This is a genomic window from Pedobacter sp. Leaf132 (genome assembly GCF_920984695.1).
Lineage (GTDB): Bacteria > Bacteroidota > Bacteroidia > Sphingobacteriales > Sphingobacteriaceae > Pedobacter.
The window spans coordinates 84,227-106,452 of sequence record NZ_CAKLBO010000002.1 but is presented as its reverse complement, the minus strand read 5'-3'; the positions used below and the strand labels follow the sequence as shown (position 1 = coordinate 106,452).

The window sequence follows — 22,226 nt, the reverse complement described above, 5'->3', positions numbered from 1 at the left end:
ATAAATATTAATCATCCAAAAACGCTAGTTTTTGATTGTATATTTTTTTTTGATATACATGTAAAGTTTTTGAATTATATTTATTGCGAATATCTCTAAAAAAAATATAATTAATGAGGCCAATCTCAATTCCACAAAGTGTTTTAAAATATAATAAGAACTCAGAGCTTTTAAAATCAGCTATACCAGAAATTGTTCAAAATTTCAGGAAATTGTACAGTAAAACACCCGAAATATCAATTATTATTCCAGCATATAATGAAGAGGAAAATATTCTAAAAACTTTATATTCATTATCCAGGACAAATACTAATCATAATTTAGAAGTTATAGTTGTGAATAATAATTCGAAGGATAAAACTGAAGAACTTATTAAGCTATGTGGTGTAATATGTGTTAATGAAATAAGACAAGGCATCACTATCGCAAGAAATTCGGGATTGGCGATTGCAAGAGGAAAATATGTTATAAATGCAGATGCTGATACAATATATCCAGAATCTTGGATTGACGATATGATATCTCCATTAATATCAAATTTAGATATAGCTTTAACCTATGGAAGATTTTCATTTATCCCTCTGGAAAAAACCTCCAGGTTTCTATATTTTCTTTTTGAATATATGGCTGACTTTAATAGAGTGATTAATAAATCCTTTAAAGAAGAAGCTTTAAATGTTTATGGTTTTAATTCTGCTTGCAGAAGGCAACAATGTCTTGATGTAGATGGGTTTAATCATCCTGATGGTACAAATGAAGATGGTTGGCTTGCAATGAAATTAAGAGATAAAGGATTTGGAAAATTACATTGGATGACTAAAGAAAGAAGTATTGTATGGACAACTGATAGAAAAATCCTAATAGACGGAGGTTTTAAAAAAGCAACAATTAGCAGAATAAAAAAATATATAAGTTAGTTTTTACTTCTGTGTTTGGTAGCTACCGATCTTTTATTAGCATTCCTCGCGTTTAACAATGAAATAAGTTGAAAATAGATAAACTTAGGAATGTTTAGTAGTGATTTGAAAATTCTAGCATCAGTTGGATAATTTTTCAAAGAAATATAAAAACTTATTACAAAAATTATCAAAGCTATAAACCATAAAATAGATTGTAGAGGAAAAATAAATAAATCAATAAAACCAAACAAAATTGCTGAAAGAATAAACATAAATAATGGCGGCCTAAGTAAAATTAAACCGAATAATATTTGATTAATGCTTAAATTTCTTAATCCTAAACCCAAAATATTAAAACCGAATCCAAAATATTTAAACCAGGTATTGATCCATCGAGAACGTTGATTTACCAATTGTTCAGATTGGCTAGTTTTCTCATCAAAAACGATAGCATCTTTTGCAAATGCTATTCTTTTATCTTGCTTTAAAATTTGTGCCTGCAAAACTTTATCAAATCCTGCACCACTGATATTAAGATTCTCTAAGCAATTTTTATATAAACTTGTAGTAAATGCCATACCAGAACCAGCTAAAGTTGCAGAAGAACCAAGTTTAAAAAGAATCTCTCCATCATAAAAATGATAATAGATGTCTCTAGCTGCATCCAAACATGCAAATGTGGAGTCTAAATTTTTTGCCGCTCTTATCCCTTGAACCGCTTCAAAACCCATCTCAAAATAAGCATCAAGTTGTTTAAGATAATTTTTATCTACAATATTATCACTATCAATAATTGTTAGTATGTTATGCTTTCTTTTAAAATTTTTAATGGCATAAAAGTGTGATTTTGTATTACTTGCTAGTATGGTTTCCGGCCTCAGCAATATCACCCTATCATCGACAAAATTTAAATTGGTGATATCACAATTATCTGCAACAATATAAATTAGATAATTATTATAGTCTATTTTCAAAAGTGATTCCACTACGGCCGGCAAAAGGTCTACCTGCTCATATGCCGTAACAATTATAGCATAATCGTTCTCATAAAAAGTAGGTGTAATATCCCCGGGTTTTCCCGTATTACGCTTAAATTTATAAAATAGGAAAAGAATAATTGGCAATACAAGGTGATAGCCAATTAAAACTTGTATAACTATCCAAAATATATTTATTGTACTCATTAATGATTTTTTATTAAAAAAGAAGAAATATGGCTTAGCATCTCATTAACGCTATTTTCCCATGTATGGGTAGATACAAATTCAATTCTATTTTGTATTTTAACCATACTATTCTCCTGAAAAGCAAGCTGTATTAGTTCAATATAATCTTTTGCAGATTTTGCTAGATATACATGCTTCTTAAAAACTTCCATAGTTTTGGTAGCAGTTGCTATAACAGGTTTTCCCAATGATAAATATTCATCAATTTTTCTAGGATAATTTCCAATAGTTACTTCATTAATAACTTGGGGGTTAATACATACATCAAAAGCATTAATATATGATGGTAGTAAATTAACTGGTCTTTGACCTAAAAAATAAATATTCTTAAGTTGATGCAAATTACTTCTCTTAAATATTTCGTCTTCGGGCCCAACTAAAACTATATTATATTCAGGATAATTGAGTGCAATATGTTCAATGGTATTTATATCTAATCGAAGACTATTCAAAGAGCCAACATATCCTATAATTTTGCCTTTTAGACTTTTTAATTCATTGGGTTTATACAAATTTTCAGGGTTTTGATAATCTTCTAAATCACAGCCTTGCCCAACGTAAAATGATTTCGGATTATATTTTAGGCAATAATCTGCTAAATATGTTGAATTGGCAAAGCACAAGTCACTTTTTGCAATCAATTTTGGTTCTAAGACTTCTCCATGCTTTTTCCAATAATCCACCGCTACCATATAATCTCTTGAATAATAAATACTCAAACTTGGTTTTAAGAAATCTTTTAAATAAAATCCCTTAAACATTTCATTATCATTAAATAATATAAAATTTTTAAAATTTAGGTTAAGTAATGCCTTCTTTATAGATTTAGTAAACTTTTTATTATTTCTAACATTTAACCAATTAAATAGAAATTTAGAATTAATCCAATTTATTGATTCCACGAGGCAGTCAGGATAGTAATTCCACAGATTTTCTTTTATTTTAATTAACCCAACTTCCTTTCCTTTAATAACATTCAATCGCTTTATAATTTTTGGATCGGTTTTGTTTCTCATTAAAGACACTCTATCCAAAGGAGAATTAATATATAAAACTCTATGATTTTTGCTTAGTTCAAGTGCTATATTTTTACAATTACTTCCAATCTCGGTATCCCAGGCCTGTTGTCCTATTATAACAAAATCATGTTTTGTGAAGATTTCATTCATATTAATCTTACTCAATTTTTTATTAAAAATAAGGCTGTGTAGTAATTGGTATATCGATAAACTAATCTAACTTGTCTGATAAAAAAATTATCACTATTTCGCCAAAAATTTCGTTTCATCGTACTTGGCTCTTCAGACGAGTTAGCCTGCTCAAGAACTGTTTTATGCTCATCGAAAAAAAAGGATTTTCCCCTATTTTTAATAAATGACATCATCATACCAAATTCAGTTTTATCACCAGAAGTTCCTTCTAAATATTTACCAAACTTTTGTTGGAATGTATTCCTTTTGAGGTGAGGATGGTCACTATAGTAAGCAAATTTTTTCAATCCGGGATACCACCATTTAAATATCATTTCAGAGAAACCGTTTCCAACTGGTTTTAAATACGGATACTTTTCATATGCATAAAATCTTACCATATCAAAATCAGGATTAGATTTTAGCAATTCATAGCCATTATTTAAATTGATAACAAAATTAGTTAATGGTATAAAATCTTCTTGAATGTATAATATAAACTTAGTTTTTATTGCACTCATACCTTTGTTCAGGTTATTTCCAAGCCCTTTATTCTGTGCACCAGAAATTAACCTAAAATTGAATTTTTTTTCAAGGGTGAGGATATAATCTAGATGTTCGCTGCTACTGCAATCATCAGAAACTATAATTTCAGAAAACTCACAACCGGCATTTTTCATTTCAATAAGTAACCGCTCCAGAGATTTACTTCTATTATAATGTGTAACTAGCAGCGTAATATCATGAAAGTTTGTTGCGATTTTTGTCATAATTAGAGTGTTTGATTGTTAACCTTCTCCCATGTTGAAGTAGTAAAGTTATATTTCTTTATAACCTTTGCTGGGTTACCAACAGCAATTGAAAACTCTGGCACATCTTTAGTTACAACACTTCCAGCGCCAATAATACAATGCCTACCCAAAGATACTCCTGCTGTTATCACGCTATTCGCACCAATCCATACATCGTCAGCAATAGTAATGTCTTTACATGAAACTTTTTGAAAAGCAGGAGAAATATTCACATCCTCATATCCATGATTCAAACCTGAAACAACAATATTTTGAGCAAGCATTACATTATTTCCAATTTTTACCGGACCTATTATTACATTGCTCATTCCAATAATTGTTTTGCTTCCAACTATTACGTTTCCAACCCCGTTATTAATAGTAGTGAAACTTTCGATAACGGAATTATCGCCCAGTTGAAACTCATTGAAAGGAAAAACATCAAGCCTTGTGTTAAATCTAATTATGGATCGCTTACCTCGCTTATGTTTAAATGGATTTAAAAATATTCGTACCCAAAGCCTTGGCCGATGGTCATTCATCGGAATAAGTAGCGCTAATGCTAGTTTTTTTAACCTTTTATCGGCTTTTATCTTTGAGATAATTGACATATTTAATAATATTAAAAGTCTTCCTCTTCATTTTTTAAATATCGTGAACCGTTAACAACGCCAATAATAAAAAATATAATTGCAGGTAAAACAAATAATTCCCAAGGCATATTTTAAGCTTTTAGTAAGTTATCTTCTTTAATCTTCTGTTCAAATTTAGGCATCAAATACATAAATGAAAGAGAAATATAAATAATAATAGAGCTTGGCATGTTGTTAATAACCTCATTTCCATAACTACACATTAAAATACCAGCAAAACCAGAAGTTAATGCAATTGCTTTTACTTTTAGGTCTTCGTCATTTAACCTCCAAACTATAGCACAACACTTACCCAAAATGTACATCATCATGCTAATCCAAATAATGAAGCCAACTATACCATACATCACCCATACCTTAACCCAATAACTATCTGGTTGAACCTTAGATAGAAATTTGTCTTGATTATATCCCATACCATTAGAACCTGTTACACCCAATCCTCCTCCAAAAGGAATTTTTTCCATATAATCTTTCAATATTCTCTGCGAATGTAACCTAACGTTTAGAGAAGGGTCATTAAGATCTAGTGCTGATCTGAACCTATATATTTGATAGTTTCCATTTCCAATTGTTGTGAATTTTAGAAAGCACAAAAATAAAACAGCTATGGTTCCACCAAGAAATAATATTTTAAATCTTTTACTCAATACAATAGCGACAAATGCTCCTGGAACCAAGGCAAATAATGCCCCTCGAGTACCCGATATTAGCATTCCATAAAACATCAAAGCAGAGCAAATAAGTAGTATTATCCTAACTTTTTTCTTGACTGGGCCCAAAGCTAAAATTAATGCAACCAAACATATATGTGCTTGAGAGGCACCGAACTGAGCTGCTTCCGTGTAAAAAGAGAAAACGCGTAACCTTCCCCAAAGTAAATGTGTAGACCCTCCGTATTGCAAAAAAGCTTGATCACCTTTAGATAAGCCAATATGTAGTTGTTTGATACCATCTAATGCGGCTAGAGTAGAAAAAACAACAACAATAATAAGGAATACATCCAAATCTCTTTTTGTTGTAAAAACCACAGATGATACCATTACAATTAATAAGGGATACTCTGCAGCAGATCTTATTTCTTTAAGCCAGCCAATAGTGCTAGCTCCGTATGGATTAAAAACTTCTAAAATGCTGATGATAAACCAAAATAAAAAGAGATAAAAAAGATCGGTATTTAAATTTTTCCAAACTTCTTTCTTTACCGTTACTATAGCAATCAAAATGGTAATAACAAGTAATACCTCGATTAGTATACCTATTGGGAAACTAACGCCAGATTCACGTGTTAATAACCAGCATATAAAACAATAAATTACCAATAAATGCAATACACGTTTCGCAGCCATTATTCTGAGTTAAGAGGTCGGAAGAAAACCAAATCTTTAAGATTAAATCAATTTTAACTGTTGAGGTGAACTTTATTCAAAACCCATCCTAAAAATCCAGGTGTTTTCTTGATATAATCTACCAGTTCTTTATCAGTATCTCTTAATTCTTTACCATATTCAAAAACAGCAATATTTTTTTCAGTAAATAATAACCACTCTTTGGCTATATTGATATCCCTTAGGCTATTTACATCAATAATTATCATATCAAACTGGTTACGCAAAACATCGAAACCTGCATGAAGATTTTTAATACTCTGCATTTCTAATAAAGAATTACCAGATGTATTTTTATTCATTATGGTGATTAAATCTTCCGTTTGAATCTCTTTCTTAATTAAAAACGTTTGAAAATTCTGACTTACAGCTAATGCTTTGCTATCAGATTTTACAACCGGGGCATCATCTGCAATTAGTAAAATCTTTTTACCCGTCATAGCAAAGCCATAAGCTAAACTATAGGCAACAAAAGTTTTTCCTTCTCCAGACACTAAACTTGTGATACCTAAAATTTTACTGTCATCGGCCGACATTAAACTATCCACTTCAAATCGAAGTGACCGAAGCATATCTCTATAAATGTCGTAATTTAAATTATCCGATTTATCATTCCAGATTTCGCGGATGCTTCTTTCATTACCCTCTATCCTATTAAGTACACCAATTGATTTCGAATTGGTAGCGCTTGCAAGCTGTCTCGATGATACAATTTTGTCATCCAGAAAAAATATCAATCCTACAAAACCCAGGCATAGAAAAAAACTACCAAATCCAGAACCTGCTAAATAAATTATCTTTTTTGATGGTTCAGCATTACCAGGAAGACCTAATTGTTCAATTTTAAGTTGCAAACCTGCAATTCTTCCGGCCTCATTCTGGTGATATTGGTCCAAAGCAGTCATGTATTCTTTAGTAGCCAAATCTGCCTCTCGCTGGTAATTTTGAATATCCGCATCATAGGGAACCATACTATTATACCTGGCTCTTAAAACTGATAATTGTCTATCTATTGTACTCACGCCTGCTTCAGCCTGTGCTAACTGAAGCTCCAACGCTGTTTTTTGAGTACCCAAAGCTTGTTTAGATGCCCTTGGGTCATAAACATTTTCATCATAGTTAGTATTACTCTTATCTTGGATTATACGAGTCAAAGAATCTACCTTTGCTTGATCGTTCGCTTTAAAACCGTTACTAACCCATACACTTGTCGCATTTTCGCGTTCCTTTTTTAACCTCACAATTTCCCGGTTATCAGCTCTTGAACTTCCAGCCGTTAATGGATCATTACCCCTAAGTTTACCATTAATTACTGATAAAGCACTTTGGGTAGATTGTATAGACCTAAGCAATTCAGTCTTTTGAGCTTCATAAGTATTGATTTGACCGTATACAGTCGCCGATTGCTCATCAAGATTCAAAACACCTTTATTTCTTTTAAAAGATGCCAGTGAATTATTCTTTGTGTTCATGATAGATTCCTTCTGTTTTAACACGGAATCCAATAAACCCATAGAATTATTTTGATTTACAGAAACTTCTCCGCTGTAATTCGTGATAAAATCAGCGGCATAATTATTTACAACATAAGCAGATAATTCTGGATTTTCGGAAACATACTCAATGTTTATATAATCACTATTCTCTAAATGTGAGATATCGATATTTTTCCTAAAGGTTTCTTCACCATATCCCATAGATTCAACTAAATCATATAGTTTATACTTACCCTTATTATCAGCCAAGGTTAATATAGATTTAGTTACTAATTTCTCCTGAAAAAGATTGATAACTTCAGTTCTTTGATTTGCATTCAAAGAGTCAATTTTATCACTATACTTTCTAAAACTCTTTTTAGGATTTTGAAGATCATGTAAAATTAAATTATAAGAAAGCAAATTAATGTTTCTTTTCATTTTAAATTTCTCTATGATGCTACTAAATTGTTGACTAACTTGGTATAAGTCGACATTTTCATTAGTAATTACCTTTTTAGAAGGATCGAGCAAACCAGTTGAGATTTGAACTGTTGAACTGTATTCTTTTGGTAAATTTTGTACTAAAAAATAGGTAATAACTACAACAGTAATTGGAACTAAAATTAGTAGCCATTTGTATTTTTTAACTACTCTAAGGAAAGATTTGATATCCATTTAATTTGTAATAGTCTATTTTACGTCAGTAAGCTTAACTCCAATAATTTCTTCTAATGAATCTTTTGCCTTTAAAAAAGTAGACTCTGCCTGAATTTTACCTTGGTAAGAATTGAACTGATTAATTCGAGATTGATTATATGCATCAAGGGTAATTTCACTTTTTTCAAATCTATTTCTTAAACTTTCTGCAACACCTTTATTTTCTTGTGCCATTTGCGTAGTTAATTTAACCAGGCTAATTGCTTGAATGTAATCGTAATAACGCTTTTTAACCTCAACTCCAATGGCAAGATTATATTCTTGCGCTTGTAAATCAGCAATTTTGGCATCAGCCTTTGCCTTTTTTAAGATAAAAGGTTTTTGTAAGTACGCTCCTAAATTAACATTAATACCAAACTGAAAGCCATTTACGTTATAAGGATTAAGCGGATCTAAAACAGCTCTACCTTGTGGTCTATAAAAATAAGATCCACTAAATGGGTCTAAAAAAGATAGGGCTGCAACAGGTACGGCAGTTTTAGCAGATTCTCTTTGCTCGTCATAGATTTTTTTCCTTGGAAAGTTTTGCTTAGCCAATTCAATATATTTTTCTAAATCAGAATATTTAATTTCCGGAATGATTGTTTCTTGTGCTGCAGCGTTCACACTGAAAAATACCAAGAGACCAAGCGTAATTTTTTTTAGAGTTTTCATCAATAATAGGGTTGTTTTAATTTTTTTTTATTTTGATAAATTTGGAATGAAACAAAAAACGCATAAATATACAATTAAACTTCTTCCTTTTGAATTAGTGCAGTGAAAGTTTTCACAATTATTTCAATATCAAGAAAAATACTGTAGTTTTTTGAGTAAAAATTATCTAATTCTTTACGCTCCAATTCAGACATTTCTTCCTTTCCACGTCTACTAATTTGCCATAAACCTGTTAATCCGGCCGGCCCTAAAAACCTTGTAGACCATTCATTCGTGGTTAAATTTTCTGCTTCATAGAGTGGCAGTGGTCTATTTCCTACTAAAGACATATCTCCGATAAGAATATTAAATAATTGCGGCAACTCATCAATACTGGTCTTTCTCAAAAACGATCCAAACTTTGTTATACGTGGGTCGTTCTTGAACTTAACAAAAGTACTTTTAAATTGTTTACAACCTGGGGTTGTTTGATATTGATTTAAGTCAGATATGGTATCTATCAATTTATCGGCATCATTACACATTGACCTAAATTTATAAAAATCAAATATTTTGTAACCAGCGCCTACGCGCTGGCTTTTGTAAAGATCAGTGCCTTTTGATTCTAATTTTATTATTAAGCCGATAAGCAAAAATAATGGTGAGAGCACAAAAAGAGATAAGCCAGAAACCACTACATCAAAAATCCTTTTTTGAATGGGTATTTTATATCTTTGGTCAAATCTGTCAGTTAAATCTACAAGCGTAGGTCTAATCAATTTAAATTTAACCAAAAAATTAATTCGCTCTATTAAATGAGCAGTTTGAAAAGGATAATAGTAATAGTCATCAACATGAAGTTCCATAGCTGCTTTTCTCATTGCCTTATCATCTCTAATGCCAAGCAGTATTATAATTAAACCACGTAGAAATGGGTGATTACGGATATAATCAATTTGATCAAAACAATCATCATTTTCATCAGCTTCAATAATGATTACATCTGGTAAGCTGAGTAATGGCTCATTATCAAAGTAATGTTTAAAATTTTCAACATAGATGATATTGTTTAGATATTGATTGAGTTCATCTTTAATTAAACTTTTTAATAGATGTCCAAAATAAACAACCTTTGTGTTTATTTGCGAGGGATTAATTGTAGAAATTACCATAGAGCAGAATTTATGGCCTACTAAGCTGTCAAATGTTCAATATTGTATTTAAGGGTAATCGGATTAAATGGTTTTCCCATATAGGACTCAACCTTAAAAGAAAAGGATTTGACAATACTTTCCAGGTTTTCATCACCAGAAATAATTATAACAGGTGTATTTCTGTAATAACCACTAATTTTTAGATTCTTAATAAAACAAGAGCCATCTAAATATGGCATGCGCAAACTAGAGATAATTAAATCTGGATCATTACCATCTGCAAGCCAGTGGAATGCCGCAACTGCATTTGTTTTAATAGCTAAATCATAATCTGGCGCTAGAATATATCCTAAAAGTTTTAATATATTTATCTCATTATCAACGATTAAAATTTTTTTCCTAATTCGTTTAGCAATAGTATTTTTTCTCTCCATGTTCTTCAAACAAAAAAAGGCGTGATAAGAGCTAATAAGGAGAATAACTTAAAAATGACTGCTTTTTAGGATGCTAAATACAAATAAAAATGTCTTGTTTTTTTCCAATTCACGCTTACATAACTCATAATATAAAATTGAAGTTTACCGTAAGTGTAATCAATAGCCCGATAGGGCTATAATTAAACGTTTAATTATTATTTAAACTGCTAAAGACTAGATAAATAACCATTATGTAATGGTAATATAAAACAGATAACTTAGTAATCTTAAAACTACATACCGAACGATTATTGATTAATTCTACACATATAATGTAGTGGAGGTATAATCTTAATAAAGCAACATGCATTACGCAGTAAAAAATGTTTTTGATATATTTTAATAAATTCTGAATATGATTCATTAGAATTTCTGAAATAGAACTGAAAATTATTATTTAAAAAGTATTCTCTTTTTAAATAATAATCATTGATTTACAAAGTAGAAATCAAATTTTAAGGCAGACACAAATGAGATGTAGATATAAAGAATTAAAAGCAAAAGAAAACCCTTTAAATTTATTATTTAAAGGGTTCTTTTAAACATCAATAATGTTATGTCGGGGTGGCAGGATTCGAACCTACGACCTCCTGCTCCCAAAGCAGGCGCGATACCGGGCTACGCTACACCCCGAAAATGGCATCGATCTTTTTTTGTAAAACATTCGCAAGTGCATCTGCAAATTTTTGTCGGGGTGGCAGGATTCGAACCTACGACCTCCTGCTCCCAAAGCAGGCGCGATACCGGGCTACGCTACACCCCGAACTTGGTATCTGTTTCCCTTTTTACAAGGGGTGGCAAAGTAACGGTTTTAAAATGATAATTCCATTTATTTGCCAATTTAATTTTGCGGAGAGGGCGGGATTCGAACCCGCGGTACCGTTACCAGTACGACAGTTTAGCAAACTGTTCCTTTCGGCCTCTCAGGCACCTCTCCTTTTTCCTTTCAACTTGTCATACCGACCTTGTTTTGAGGTCTGCAAATATAGTAAAACAAGTTATTCCACAAAAAAAAATTATAAAACTTGTTGATAATCTATACGCACATGATAGATACTCATCAGCATCGTCTTGAAAATCAATTTGATAGTTTCTATATCTTTTAATGTTAAATCGCAATTATCTAATTGATTTTGCTCCAATTTGTAGTTAATTATCCGTTCAACCAGGTCATTTATGTTCTGAGCATCCGGAATTTTAAGCGATCTTGAGGCTGCTTCTACCGAATCGGCTAACATTAATACACCAGTTTCTTTACTAAAAGGAATTGGTCCTGGGTAGCGGAAGATATTCTCATCAACAAATTTTTCAGGAGAATTTTTCAGAAATGATTGATAAAAATAATCAACTCTGGTATTGCCATGATGCGTTCTGATAAAATCGATGATAGCTTCTGGCATTTGATTTCTCCTTAAAATCTCTATCCCCTTATGCACATGCTGAATAATAATCTGAGCGCTTTGCTCATAGGGTAGTTTATCATGAGGACTAATTGCAGTATTTTGATTTTCTATAAAATATTGCGGGTTATCTACTTTGCCAATATCATGATATAAAGCCCCTGCTCTAACTAAGACAGAATTACCACCAATTTTAAATATAGCAGCTTCGGCAAGATTAGCCACCTGAAGCGAGTGCTGAAAGGTTCCTGGTGCTTTAAAAGCAAGCTCTCGAAGTAATTTATTATTGGTATTGGTTAATTCTATCAAAGCTACATCCGAAGTGATACCAAAAACACGCTCAAAAATGTAAATTAATGGATAAGCCAATAAAGAAAGTAATACACTAAATATAAATGGAACAAAATTAATCCATTCAATCTCATTAAATGTACCCTCCCGTAATAGCGCTATACCTACAAATGCAACAAAGTATGCAGAAAGAATAAATAAAGCTGAAACCAAAAACCGCTCCCTTTTTACAAAGTTTTTTATGCTAAATATTGCAACCATACCAGCTGTAACCTGATAAAAAACAAATTCGAAACTATTTGCAACGAAAAAGCCTGCAATTAAAATAACGAGCATATGTAAATAAAGCGCTAGCCTGGTATCAAATAAAATTCGGATAATTATGGGTACAACGCAGAACGGTATGTAATACAAACTGGCAATATTCATTTTTAACGCCCAGGTAAGGGAGAGCAACATACCTGTTGTAACAATTAAAATAAGGGATAGCTGTCTGTTATCAGAAAAAATATCCTTCCTAAATAAAAAGAGGAACGACATTAATATTGCTAGCACAAAACTAACTAAAACAACCTGACCTAAATATACAAGTGTTCGGCTGCCAATCGTTTTGGTCTGAGCATCGTATGTAGCTTTGTACGACTCAAGTTTTTGATAAATTTCTTCGTCGATGATATCGCTTTTGGCTACAATAAGTTCGCCCTTTTGCACCATTCCTTTAGTGGTAGAAACATTTTTAACAGTATTATTTCTTATAATTTCAGTTAACCTTTCATTAAATATTAAATTTGGCGTAATGTGATCTTCCGCCAGGTTATCTATTAAATCTTTTATAACTTGATTTGTAACCTCAAAATTCTGCTTAAAATAAAGCAAAGCGCTTTCTGCTGTATAAACATCTTGTGTGTTTTGAAGTTTTGAAATATTATTCTCTAAAAGGGAAAAATCATAATTCTTTCCGGCAGTTTGGTGTTTTACATTTAAACCGATTATCCCCTTGGTGTAAAGAAAATCTAATAACTTATAAGAATTAGTTCTGTAAGTCAATTTCTCTTTATCATCTAGCCCGGTTGAACGCCATTTTATATCGAACTCATTTAAATAGGCTTCTAAAGCATCCTTTTTAATGTCGTTATCAAACTGATAAACTGGCAGAATATCTCTTAAAGCATCCTTTTTATCTGAATTAATTTGCGGATTGGTTTTAAGAATTGCGAAAGGAAAAGGAGATATCAAATCCTTATTCATCCAAACTTTTCCCTTTTCAAACTCATAACGAAAGCGTGGTTGCTTAGGTAAAAATAAGGTTATAATGAAAACCGTAACCATCATCATTAAATATTTAAAGCTCGATGAATACTTACGGTACAGAATTTTATGTGAATTTTTCTTGATTTTAGCCAAAACGCTCCCTTTATGATGTTTTCAAAAATAACATTTTTATCTAATATACATTTTACTGATTTTTTTTGCAATTACCAATATTTATATTTTAATTTATGATATCAAATTAATATCAATTATGTATCAAGAAAAAATCATTAATCCACCATCGGGTTATTTAACATTCGCATTATTTTTAGCACTTTTAGGTGCCGCTGTCTTCTGTTTTGTAACCAAACATTTTATTTGGGGAGGCAGCGTATTGTCTTTCAATTTTTTTCTGGTTTTACCTGGGTTAATAATTAACAACCCCAATGAATCGAAAGTATTAACACTTTTTGGAAAATATGTTGGAACCGTTAAAACTGATGGTTTCTTTTGGGTTAATCCACTTACAAGCAAGCGTAAAGTTTCTTTAAGAGCAAACAACCTAAATGGTCAACAACTAAAAGTAAACGATAAATTAGGTAACCCAATTGAGATTGCCGCTGTTGTAGTTTGGAAAGTAAACGAAACGGCAAAGGCAATTTTTTCAGTTGAAAATTACACGCAATATGTTACCATACAAAGTGAAGCCGCAGTAAGGCATCTGGCCAATATTTTTCCTTATGACCATGCTGAGGGTGAGGAAGATAGCATTACTTTAAAAGATGGTGCTGAAAAGGTAAGTGAACTTTTAGAGAATGAGCTTAATGAGCGCTTATCAAGAGCAGGCATAGAAGTTTTAGAAGCTCGTATTTCTCACTTAGCTTATGCACCAGAAATTGCAAGTGCAATGTTACAACGTCAGCAAGCTACAGCAGTTATTTCTGCAAGAAAATTAATTGTAGAAGGCGCTGTAGGCATGGTAGAAATGGCTCTAGAGAAATTATCAGAAAAAGATATCGTAAACTTAGATGAAGAACGTAAAGCTGCAATGGTTAGCAATTTACTTGTTGTACTTTGTGGAGATAGAAATGTACAGCCTGTTGTAAACACTGGCACGCTTTATAACTAAAATATAATGGAATTTATTGAAAAGCAGGGATTGAAAATTTGGTGGCTGTACTTGATTACAGGCTTAACCATATTTCCAACAGCTGCTATACTATTTTTTTATGAGGGTGGACCAAGCATGCAGGAATTGAAAGCGATGTATTTTGTTCCTGTTGGCCTGCTTCTACTTCCCTTTCTTATTATCTTCATCATCCAGAAAAACCAACTTACCTTAAAAATCAATAGCAAAGGCTTTTCCTATCGGTATTTCCCTTTCCAGCAAAAACTTGTTACTCATTTATGGGATGATATAGAGGAAGCATATATAAGAAAATATGATGCATTTTCCGAATATGGCGGGTATGGTGTAAAAATGAGGCTTTGGTTTAAATTTATGGATAAGGCATATTTAATGAACGATAAATCAAGAGGGCTACAATTCATTTTAAAAAATGGCAGGAAATTATTGTTTAGCTCCAACAAAGTTGATGAATTAGAGTTATTTCTAATTAACCTTAAAACAAGGCATAATATTAAAGCAATAAGATAGCGAAATGATAGAAAAAGATAAAAAAGCTTTTGTTTTGAGAATTAACCCGGCTTTGTTGAAAGATATTGAAGCATGGGCAAGTGAAGAGTTTAGAAGCACAAATGGCCAAATAGAATTTTTACTAACGCAAGCCTTACAATCAAGAAAAAAAGGAAAAAGTAAAGAGGAGTAATTATGTGATTATGTTTAGTATTTGATTCATCATCGTATACCATTAATTCCTTCAAAAAATACAGGGTTAAAATTCATGGGTATATTCTAACGCAATTGAAAACACAATATATCGTTTATCTAATATTAAAAAATATATAACTTAGCGGCCTAACCAAAAATTCATAAAAAATAGTTTACATGAGAGAAGTTGTAATTGTTTCGGCAGTAAGAACCCCGATTGGAAGTTTCGGTGGCACATTAGCTCAATTTTCGGCACCGCAACTTGGCGGTTTTGCAATTAAAGCAGCCATCGAAAGAGCCGGATTAGAGTTGTCGCAAATCCAGGAGGTTTACATGGGAAACGTGCTTTCTGCAAATCTTGGACAGGCACCAGCAACCCAGGCGGCAAAATTAGCCGGTTTACCAGATTTACCTGCTACAACTATAAATAAGGTTTGTGCATCCGGTACAAAAGCTATAATGTTAGCAGCCCAAAGCATTGCCAATGGCGATAACGATATTATTGTTGCCGGCGGTATGGAAAGCATGAGCAATGTTCCGTACTATTTAGATAAGGCTAGAAATGGCTACAGATTGGGACACGGACAAATTACTGATGGCTTGGTTAAAGATGGGCTTTGGGATGTTTACAACGACTATCACATGGGCTCTGCAGCCGAATTATGTGCCACAGATTGTAACATCAGCAGACAAGATCAGGATAATTTTGCAATAGAATCATATAAGAGAGCGCAAGCAGCACAAACTGCCGGCAAGTTTAAAGGAGAGATTGTAAGCATTGAAGTAAAAGACAGAAAAGGTGAAGTAACAGTTGTTGATACTGATGATGAACCCACAGCTGTGAAATTTGATAAAATCCCAGCTTTAAAACCAGTTTTCAAAAAAGACGGAACAGTTACCGCTGCAAATGCATCTACATTAAATGATGGCGCAGCTGCCCTACTATTAATGAGTGCTGATAAAGCAAAAGAATTAAATGTTAAACCGTTGGCAAAAATAATTAGTTATGCCGATGCGCAACAGGCACCAGAATGGTTTACTACCGCACCATCAAAAGCAATCCCTTTGGCATTGAAAAAAGCAAATCTTGAGGTTAAGGATGTAGATGTTTTTGAAATCAATGAAGCTTTCTCTGTTGTTTCAATTGCAAATAATCAGATTTTAAATCTCGATGAACATAAAGTGAATATTAACGGTGGTGCAGTTTCTTTAGGTCACCCACTAGGCGCATCAGGTGCACGTATTGTGGTTACACTATTATCTGTATTGGCACAAACTAATGGCAAAATCGGTGTAGCTGGTATTTGCAATGGTGGCGGCGGGGCAAGTGCATTAGTTTTAGAGAAATTATAAATTCAATAAATGAAAAACATCAAGCATTATTTAATCATTTTACTTTGCCTGCAAACCTTTGTTGTAGCTGCTCAGCAAAATTTCGATAAACTTGATGTTTTTCAAGATAGCCTTATCAATATTACAAAGGCAATTTACAGCACGCCGAATGATGAGGTTAAAACTGCTTCAAATGGAAAATTTATAAAAACTTTAGTCGAAGCTTTAAAGCAACCTAATTCTTATAATTATAATTTCGATTCATTAAAAAATGTTTCTGTAGTAAAATCAAGTGATCAGGTATTTAGAATTATTTCCTGGTATCTTCCTTTCGAAAATGGAACCTACAGATATTTCGGAACTATACAAATGAATAATAAAGGCGGTTTAAAATTGTTTCCTTTGATAGACCAAACAGAGAATATTAGCGATGCAAATATGATTACCAATAACCAAAAATGGTATGGTGCCCGTTATTATGAAGTTATTCCAATAACATCCTCTGGTAAACAACCATATTATGTTTTATTAGGTTGGAAAGGAAATACCTTAGAATCAACTAAAAAAGTAATCGAAATATTATCATTTGATAGAGACAATGTAAATTTTGGAATGCCTGTTTTTGACGGCAAAGAATTAAAAGGTAAAAACCGTGTGATTTTTGAATATAATAAGCAGAATGCAATGGTTTTAAAAACAGATAAAAAAGCCGGCTTAATTGTTTTCGATCACCTCGCTCCTTTCGATCCTGAAATGGTTGGCAAATTTCAATTTTATGGTTCTGATGGTAATACCGATGCATTTAAGGTTATTGGTGGCCGACTTAAGCTTCAAGAAAATGTTGTTATTAATAATGACGCCAATGCAAATGATGCATTATATGCCGATCCGGCTAAAAATATAAAGCCCATCAGAAAATTTTAATGCATTATCTTTCCCTAACGTATTCATTACTTTACACATAAGTTAAAAATTTGTTAGAATCACCTCTGCTCGCTATATTGCGCTTTGTAAAACCAACTTTAGAACACACAAATTCTGAATTCATAAACTAAAACGAACAAATGTTTTATGCAAACATCCATTGAAACCAAAGACGATTTCTTTAGCAATAAGGTATTAGGTCATCCGGCCGGACTTTTTGTGCTTTTTTTTACGGAAATGTGGGAAAGATTTTCGTACTACGGTATGCGTGCCCTACTTGTTTTATTTCTAACATCTACCATCGCTGCAGGTGGTTGGGAATGGTCAAAAGCAGATGCCCTCTCTTTATATGGAACTTACACAATGGGCGTTTATCTTACACCTGTTTTAGGTGGTTTAATTGCCGATAGATTATTAGGCTATCGTTGGGCAGTAATTTTAGGCGCTTTGATTATGACTATCGGCCACGCCAGTATGGCCATAGAGACACCAATCTTTTTATATATTGGTTTAGGCTGTTTAATGATTGGAAATGGTTTATTTAAACCAAATATGACTTCAATAGTTTCTAAAATTTATAAAGATCATCCAGAAAAGAAAGATGGCGCTTACTCGATATTTTATATGGGTGTTAATGCCGGAGCCTTTTTAGGCATTATGATTTGCGGCTATATTGGTGAAAAAATTTCATGGAGCTGGGGTTTTGGTTTAGCCGGAATATTTATGTTTTTGGGGATGTTGCAATTTTATTTCACAAAAAATATTTTCGGTAGCATTGGTTTATTACCAAAAGAAGAAAAGAGATTACAACAAGCACAAAGTGATGCTAAATCCGAAATCGTAGAAGAAAAAGTTCCAGCGAACATTACAAGAGATAGACTAATAGTTGTATTTATTTTCTCAATTTTTACGGTTTTCTTTTGGGCGGCATTTGAACAAGCCGGTGGTAGTATGACCATCTTTGCAAAAGAAAATACAACCCGTATTTTAACAGGAAGTGCAGGTTTAACTTTTAAAATAGTTGATGCCTTGTTAACAATTGTACCACTCGGAATTATATCATACGTGTTGGTAAAACTATTCTCTCAAACCATATCTAAATACAAACTTGGTAATTTAATTTTAGCATCAAGTTTCATTATTATATGGGCTATAGTATTATGGAAAGTAGAACGCGAATTTTCTGCACAAACTACAGAAATTGCAGCTTCATGGTTTAACATACTTAACTCATTATTTATTATTTGCTTTGCGCCCGTTTTCTCTAAATGGTGGGAAAGTAAATACAACCTTCCAGGCTCATTAAAGTTCGGCTTAGGCTTAACTTTACTTGGTATTGGTTTTGGCTTTTTGGCTTATGGCTCAACAGCAATCACCTCGCCAGAAATTAAAGTAAGTATGGCCTGGCTTGTATTTGCCTATTTATTCCACACACTTGGCGAGCTTTGTATTTCTCCGGTAGGTTTATCTTATGTAAGCAAGCTTGTACCAGCAAAATGGATTGGTTTTATGTTTGGCGTTTACTATCTGTTTTTAGCAATGGGTAATAAATTGGCAGGTGTATCAGGAAGTATGATTGAAGAAATTACCCAAAAATATAGCTTAACAACGTTCTTTTTAATCTTTACCATTGTCCCAATTTCTGCAGGAATACTAATTGCAGCCCTACATCCTGTTGTTAAAAAATTAATGCATGGCGTAAAATAAAATGGAAATAGCTACAGAAAAAACGCCTTCTATAGAAACATTAGAAGCAATACAAAATTTTGACGGTAAATATCCAAAACAACTTTGGCATTTATCATTAGTAGAAATGTGGGAACGCTTCTGTTTTTATGGTATGCGTGGTGTTTTAGCTTTCTTTATGGTTGACCAATTAGGCTTAACTGATCAGAAATCTAATTTACAATACGGAGCAATACAAGCTTTTGTTTACGCCTTCACTTTTATTGGTGGCATTTTTGCCGATAAAATTTTGGGCTTTCGTAAATCTCTTTTTTGGGGTGGTTCTTTAATGATTATTGGAAACCTGGTGTTAGCTTTCTCTCCACAAGATTTATTTTACGTTGGAATAACCCTTTCAATTATCGGCACTGGCTTTTTCAAGCCAAATATTTCATCAATGGTTGGCGAACTTTACCATGAAAAAGATAATAGAAGAGATGCCGGATATGGTTTGTTTTACGCCGGCATAAATGTTGGTGGCTTATTGGGTGGCGCAATGTGTATCTATTTAGGCAAGTACGTATCGTGGCATTTGTGTTTTCTTTCTGCAGCATTGGTAATGATGATAGGCTTAGGCACATTTATTTTTACAAAAAAATATTTAGGCCCAATTGGCAATTCACCACTTTTACACCTCGAAAAAACCAAGCAAAAAACGTATGAAATAGCCACTTATGCAGGCTCTTTGTTATGCATTCCATTAATTTTTATAATGGTTAGAAACACGGCATACACGGATTACTTCATGTACACGATTGGCATTGTTGCCTTAATTTATTTCTTTTACGAAATGTTTGCCATAAAGGAAATTAAATCCAGGTACAAGCTTTTAGCAGCATTTATATTTATACTTTGCTATTTCATTTTTATGGCGATTTCTGAGCAAAGCGGCGGTTCTCTTTCCTTATTTGCTAAAGATAATCTTAACCATAATTTTCTGTTTTTCTCAATAGATCCTAATGTTGTAAATAACAGCGTAAACTCATTTTTTGTTATCGTTTTTAGTCCTTTGGTTGGTTTACTGTGGATTGGTATGCACAAGCGCAAAATTGAACCAAATACAGTTATTAAATTTGGCTTAGGCTTTATTTTCTTAGCGTTGAGTTTTTATGTTTTTTATGCAACAAGATTCTTTGCGAATGAGCAAGGCATAAGTTCTTTGAATATTTTTACACTCGGTTATTTATTATTAACGCTGGGTGAGCTTTGTATTGGTCCTATCGGGATGTCAATCATAACCAAATTATCACCTAAAAGGATGTTTGGAATGATGATGGGGATGTGGTTTTTGTTTAGCGCATTCGGACAATTAGCTGCAGGTAAATTGGGTGCAGAAATGTCGAGCATAGAAAATGCTTCGTTAATGACTAAACTAACCTCTTATACCGAAGGTTATAAATCCCTGGCGTTATATTCTTTAATTGCCGGAATATTCTTAATCGCATTTTCACAACTGATAAAAAAATTAATGCAGGAAGTTAGATAAAATGCATTTTTAACTTATTTTAACCCGTATCAACAAGCTTGATACGGGTTTTTATCATTAAAATATTTACTTTCGCTGCTTGAAAGTTTAAGTGCAAACTTCGAGGTTTACCATAAATAAAATATACGTGTCAGACAGTTTAGTTATCATACCAACTTATAACGAAAAGGAAAATATTGAAAAAATTATCCGGAAGGTGTTTTCATTAACTCATCCTTTTCATATACTAATTGTCGATGATGGTTCTCCGGATGGCACTGCTGCTATTGTAAAATCTTTACAAAATGAGTTTCAAGGGCGTTTGCATATAGAAGAACGCTCGGGCAAATTAGGCCTGGGTACCGCCTATATATATGGCTTTAATTGGGCTTTACAAAAAGATTACAGCTATATTTTTGAAATGGATGCAGACTTTTCTCACAACCCGGATGATTTAATACGCTTAAGAGAAGCCTGTGTTAATGATGCCGATGTTGCGGTTGGTTCAAGATATGTTAAGGGTGTAAATGTGGTAAATTGGCCAATGGGAAGGGTATTGATGTCTTACTTTGCCTCAATGTATGTTAGGTTAATAACTAGAATTAATATCCAGGATGCTACTGCAGGTTTTAAATGTTACCGCAGAATTGTTCTTGAAACTATTCCGTTAGATAAAATAAAATTTGTTGGTTATGCCTTTCAAATTGAGATGAAGTTTACGGCCATTAAATATGGATTTAATGTTGTAGAAGTTCCGATTATATTTACAGATAGAACAGAGGGAACTTCTAAAATGAGCACCAGAATATTTAGGGAGGCTTTTATTGGGGTGATACAAATGAAAGTTTGGAGTTGGTTCAGAAATTACAAGCGATAATTATCTGTTCGATTTTTCTGCCCTAATCATTGTTCCAAAATCCTGCTGATTATCCATTGCACTAACCGTCATTACTAAACGTTTTGTTCTTGTTGTTTCTGTTTTAGCTTCATTTATCCATTTAATAAAATAATTTTGGTGTGATTTTGCCAGTTTCAAGAAATTACTAATGAGGTGCTCCTCTTCTGATAAGCAAATTTCTAAATCTTCGGGCATATCAATTTTAAAATCTTTGTCTTCCTCAAGATAAAGTTCAACCGCAGAACCAGCTTCCTTTTTTAATTGTTTACGGAGTTCACTTTTAAGGGCAATTATAAAATCGCCTCCACCCATTGGTGTTGTAGCCATTCCATTGATTAAAACTTCATCAATTCTCCCTTTCACTCTAAAAGAAACTTTACAACCTGGCTTTATTTTATCAGCGATAGCGTTTGGAATAAAAACATAACTCCATCCGGTTTTGTCACCCATTTTTTCAAAACGTTCTATTTCAGCTTTAAAGTAATTCATAATTAAATATAAAAT

At 32.7% G+C, this 22,226-nt stretch carries 20 protein-coding genes and 3 tRNA genes; 9 read left to right on the top strand and 14 right to left on the bottom strand.

Annotated features, from left to right (window positions below; all coding sequences use genetic code 11):
- Window positions 1-113: 113 nt before the first annotated feature.
- Window positions 114-917 (top strand): glycosyltransferase family 2 protein, encoded by an 804-nt coding sequence (locus LUA86_RS04235; RefSeq protein ID WP_231459345.1) that lies wholly within the window; start codon window positions 114-116, stop codon window positions 915-917.
- Here LUA86_RS04235 and LUA86_RS04230 read toward each other — a convergent pair.
- The 13 genes from LUA86_RS04230 to LUA86_RS04170 form a co-directional block, all read right to left on the bottom strand.
- Window positions 914-2,083, bottom strand: a complete 1,170-nt coding sequence (locus LUA86_RS04230; RefSeq protein ID WP_231459344.1) for a glycosyltransferase — start codon at window positions 2,081-2,083, stop codon at window positions 914-916. The two genes, LUA86_RS04235 and LUA86_RS04230, sit on opposite strands and share 4 nt — an antisense overlap.
- Window positions 2,083-3,294 carry a glycosyltransferase gene (locus tag LUA86_RS04225; RefSeq protein WP_231459343.1) on the bottom strand — a complete coding sequence of 404 codons (1,212 nt, stop codon included), beginning with the start codon at window positions 3,292-3,294 and terminating at the stop codon, window positions 2,083-2,085. The genes LUA86_RS04230 and LUA86_RS04225 overlap by 1 nt, the downstream gene beginning before the upstream one ends.
- Window positions 3,295-3,305: 11 nt before the next feature.
- Window positions 3,306-4,085: a glycosyltransferase family A protein gene (locus LUA86_RS04220; RefSeq protein ID WP_231459342.1), complete on the bottom strand. Its 780-nt coding sequence runs from the start codon at window positions 4,083-4,085 to the stop codon at window positions 3,306-3,308.
- Window positions 4,086-4,087: 2 nt separating this feature from the next.
- Complete coding sequence (locus LUA86_RS04215) at window positions 4,088-4,717, bottom strand: DapH/DapD/GlmU-related protein (RefSeq protein WP_231459341.1); 630 nt, start codon at window positions 4,715-4,717, stop codon at window positions 4,088-4,090.
- A 113-nt stretch (window positions 4,718-4,830) separates the two neighbouring features.
- Window positions 4,831-6,108, bottom strand: a complete 1,278-nt coding sequence (locus LUA86_RS04210) for an O-antigen ligase (RefSeq protein ID WP_231459340.1) — start codon at window positions 6,106-6,108, stop codon at window positions 4,831-4,833.
- A 53-nt stretch (window positions 6,109-6,161) separates the two neighbouring features.
- A complete protein-coding gene (locus LUA86_RS04205; RefSeq protein WP_231459339.1) occupies window positions 6,162-8,300 on the bottom strand; it encodes a GumC family protein in 2,139 nt (712 codons plus the stop codon).
- A gap of 15 nt (window positions 8,301-8,315) precedes the next feature.
- Window positions 8,316-8,996 (bottom strand): TolC family protein, encoded by a 681-nt coding sequence (locus LUA86_RS04200; protein ID WP_231459338.1) that lies wholly within the window; start codon window positions 8,994-8,996, stop codon window positions 8,316-8,318.
- 74 nt (window positions 8,997-9,070) lie between these two features.
- The gene (locus tag LUA86_RS04195; protein WP_231459337.1) at window positions 9,071-10,147 is read right to left on the bottom strand and encodes a sugar transferase; all 1,077 of its coding nucleotides are present in this window, start codon (window positions 10,145-10,147) and stop codon (window positions 9,071-9,073) included.
- Between the two features lie 20 nt (window positions 10,148-10,167).
- Window positions 10,168-10,563 carry a PleD family two-component system response regulator gene (locus LUA86_RS04190; protein ID WP_231459336.1) on the bottom strand — a complete coding sequence of 132 codons (396 nt, stop codon included), beginning with the start codon at window positions 10,561-10,563 and terminating at the stop codon, window positions 10,168-10,170.
- Between the two features lie 601 nt (window positions 10,564-11,164).
- Window positions 11,165-11,238, bottom strand: a tRNA-Pro gene (locus LUA86_RS04185).
- Window positions 11,239-11,294: 56 nt separating this feature from the next.
- Window positions 11,295-11,368: transfer RNA gene (locus LUA86_RS04180), tRNA-Pro, on the bottom strand.
- Between the two features lie 87 nt (window positions 11,369-11,455).
- Window positions 11,456-11,542: transfer RNA gene (locus LUA86_RS04175), tRNA-Ser, on the bottom strand.
- Window positions 11,543-11,621: 79 nt separating this feature from the next.
- Window positions 11,622-13,700, bottom strand: a complete 2,079-nt coding sequence (locus LUA86_RS04170; protein WP_370634302.1) for an HD family phosphohydrolase — start codon at window positions 13,698-13,700, stop codon at window positions 11,622-11,624.
- A 118-nt stretch (window positions 13,701-13,818) separates the two neighbouring features.
- On the opposite strand from LUA86_RS04170, the gene LUA86_RS04165 reads away from it, so the two are divergent.
- The 8 genes from LUA86_RS04165 (at window position 13,819) to LUA86_RS04130 (ending at window position 21,701) form a co-directional block, all read left to right on the top strand.
- The gene (locus LUA86_RS04165; RefSeq protein WP_231459335.1) at window positions 13,819-14,676 is read left to right on the top strand and encodes an SPFH domain-containing protein; all 858 of its coding nucleotides are present in this window, start codon (window positions 13,819-13,821) and stop codon (window positions 14,674-14,676) included.
- A 6-nt stretch (window positions 14,677-14,682) separates the two neighbouring features.
- Window positions 14,683-15,204 carry a hypothetical protein gene (locus LUA86_RS04160; RefSeq protein WP_231459334.1) on the top strand — a complete coding sequence of 174 codons (522 nt, stop codon included), beginning with the start codon at window positions 14,683-14,685 and terminating at the stop codon, window positions 15,202-15,204.
- Between the two features lie 4 nt (window positions 15,205-15,208).
- A complete protein-coding gene (locus LUA86_RS04155) occupies window positions 15,209-15,376 on the top strand; it encodes an Arc family DNA binding domain-containing protein (RefSeq protein WP_231459333.1) in 168 nt (55 codons plus the stop codon).
- A gap of 179 nt (window positions 15,377-15,555) precedes the next feature.
- Window positions 15,556-16,731 carry an acetyl-CoA C-acyltransferase gene (locus LUA86_RS04150; protein ID WP_231459332.1) on the top strand — a complete coding sequence of 392 codons (1,176 nt, stop codon included), beginning with the start codon at window positions 15,556-15,558 and terminating at the stop codon, window positions 16,729-16,731.
- Window positions 16,732-16,740: 9 nt separating this feature from the next.
- Complete coding sequence (locus tag LUA86_RS04145) at window positions 16,741-17,634, top strand: hypothetical protein (protein ID WP_231459331.1); 894 nt, start codon at window positions 16,741-16,743, stop codon at window positions 17,632-17,634.
- 147 nt (window positions 17,635-17,781) lie between these two features.
- The gene (locus LUA86_RS04140; RefSeq protein WP_231459330.1) at window positions 17,782-19,341 is read left to right on the top strand and encodes a peptide MFS transporter; all 1,560 of its coding nucleotides are present in this window, start codon (window positions 17,782-17,784) and stop codon (window positions 19,339-19,341) included.
- A 1-nt stretch (window position 19,342) separates the two neighbouring features.
- Complete coding sequence (locus tag LUA86_RS04135) at window positions 19,343-20,845, top strand: peptide MFS transporter (protein WP_231459329.1); 1,503 nt, start codon at window positions 19,343-19,345, stop codon at window positions 20,843-20,845.
- A gap of 127 nt (window positions 20,846-20,972) precedes the next feature.
- Window positions 20,973-21,701, top strand: coding sequence for a polyprenol monophosphomannose synthase (locus tag LUA86_RS04130; protein WP_231459328.1), 729 nt, complete (start codon window positions 20,973-20,975; stop codon window positions 21,699-21,701).
- Here the strand turns inward: LUA86_RS04130 and LUA86_RS04125 are convergent, their stop codons facing one another.
- A complete protein-coding gene (locus LUA86_RS04125) occupies window positions 21,702-22,211 on the bottom strand; it encodes a YdeI/OmpD-associated family protein (protein WP_231459327.1) in 510 nt (169 codons plus the stop codon).
- Window positions 22,212-22,226 lie beyond the last annotated feature (15 nt).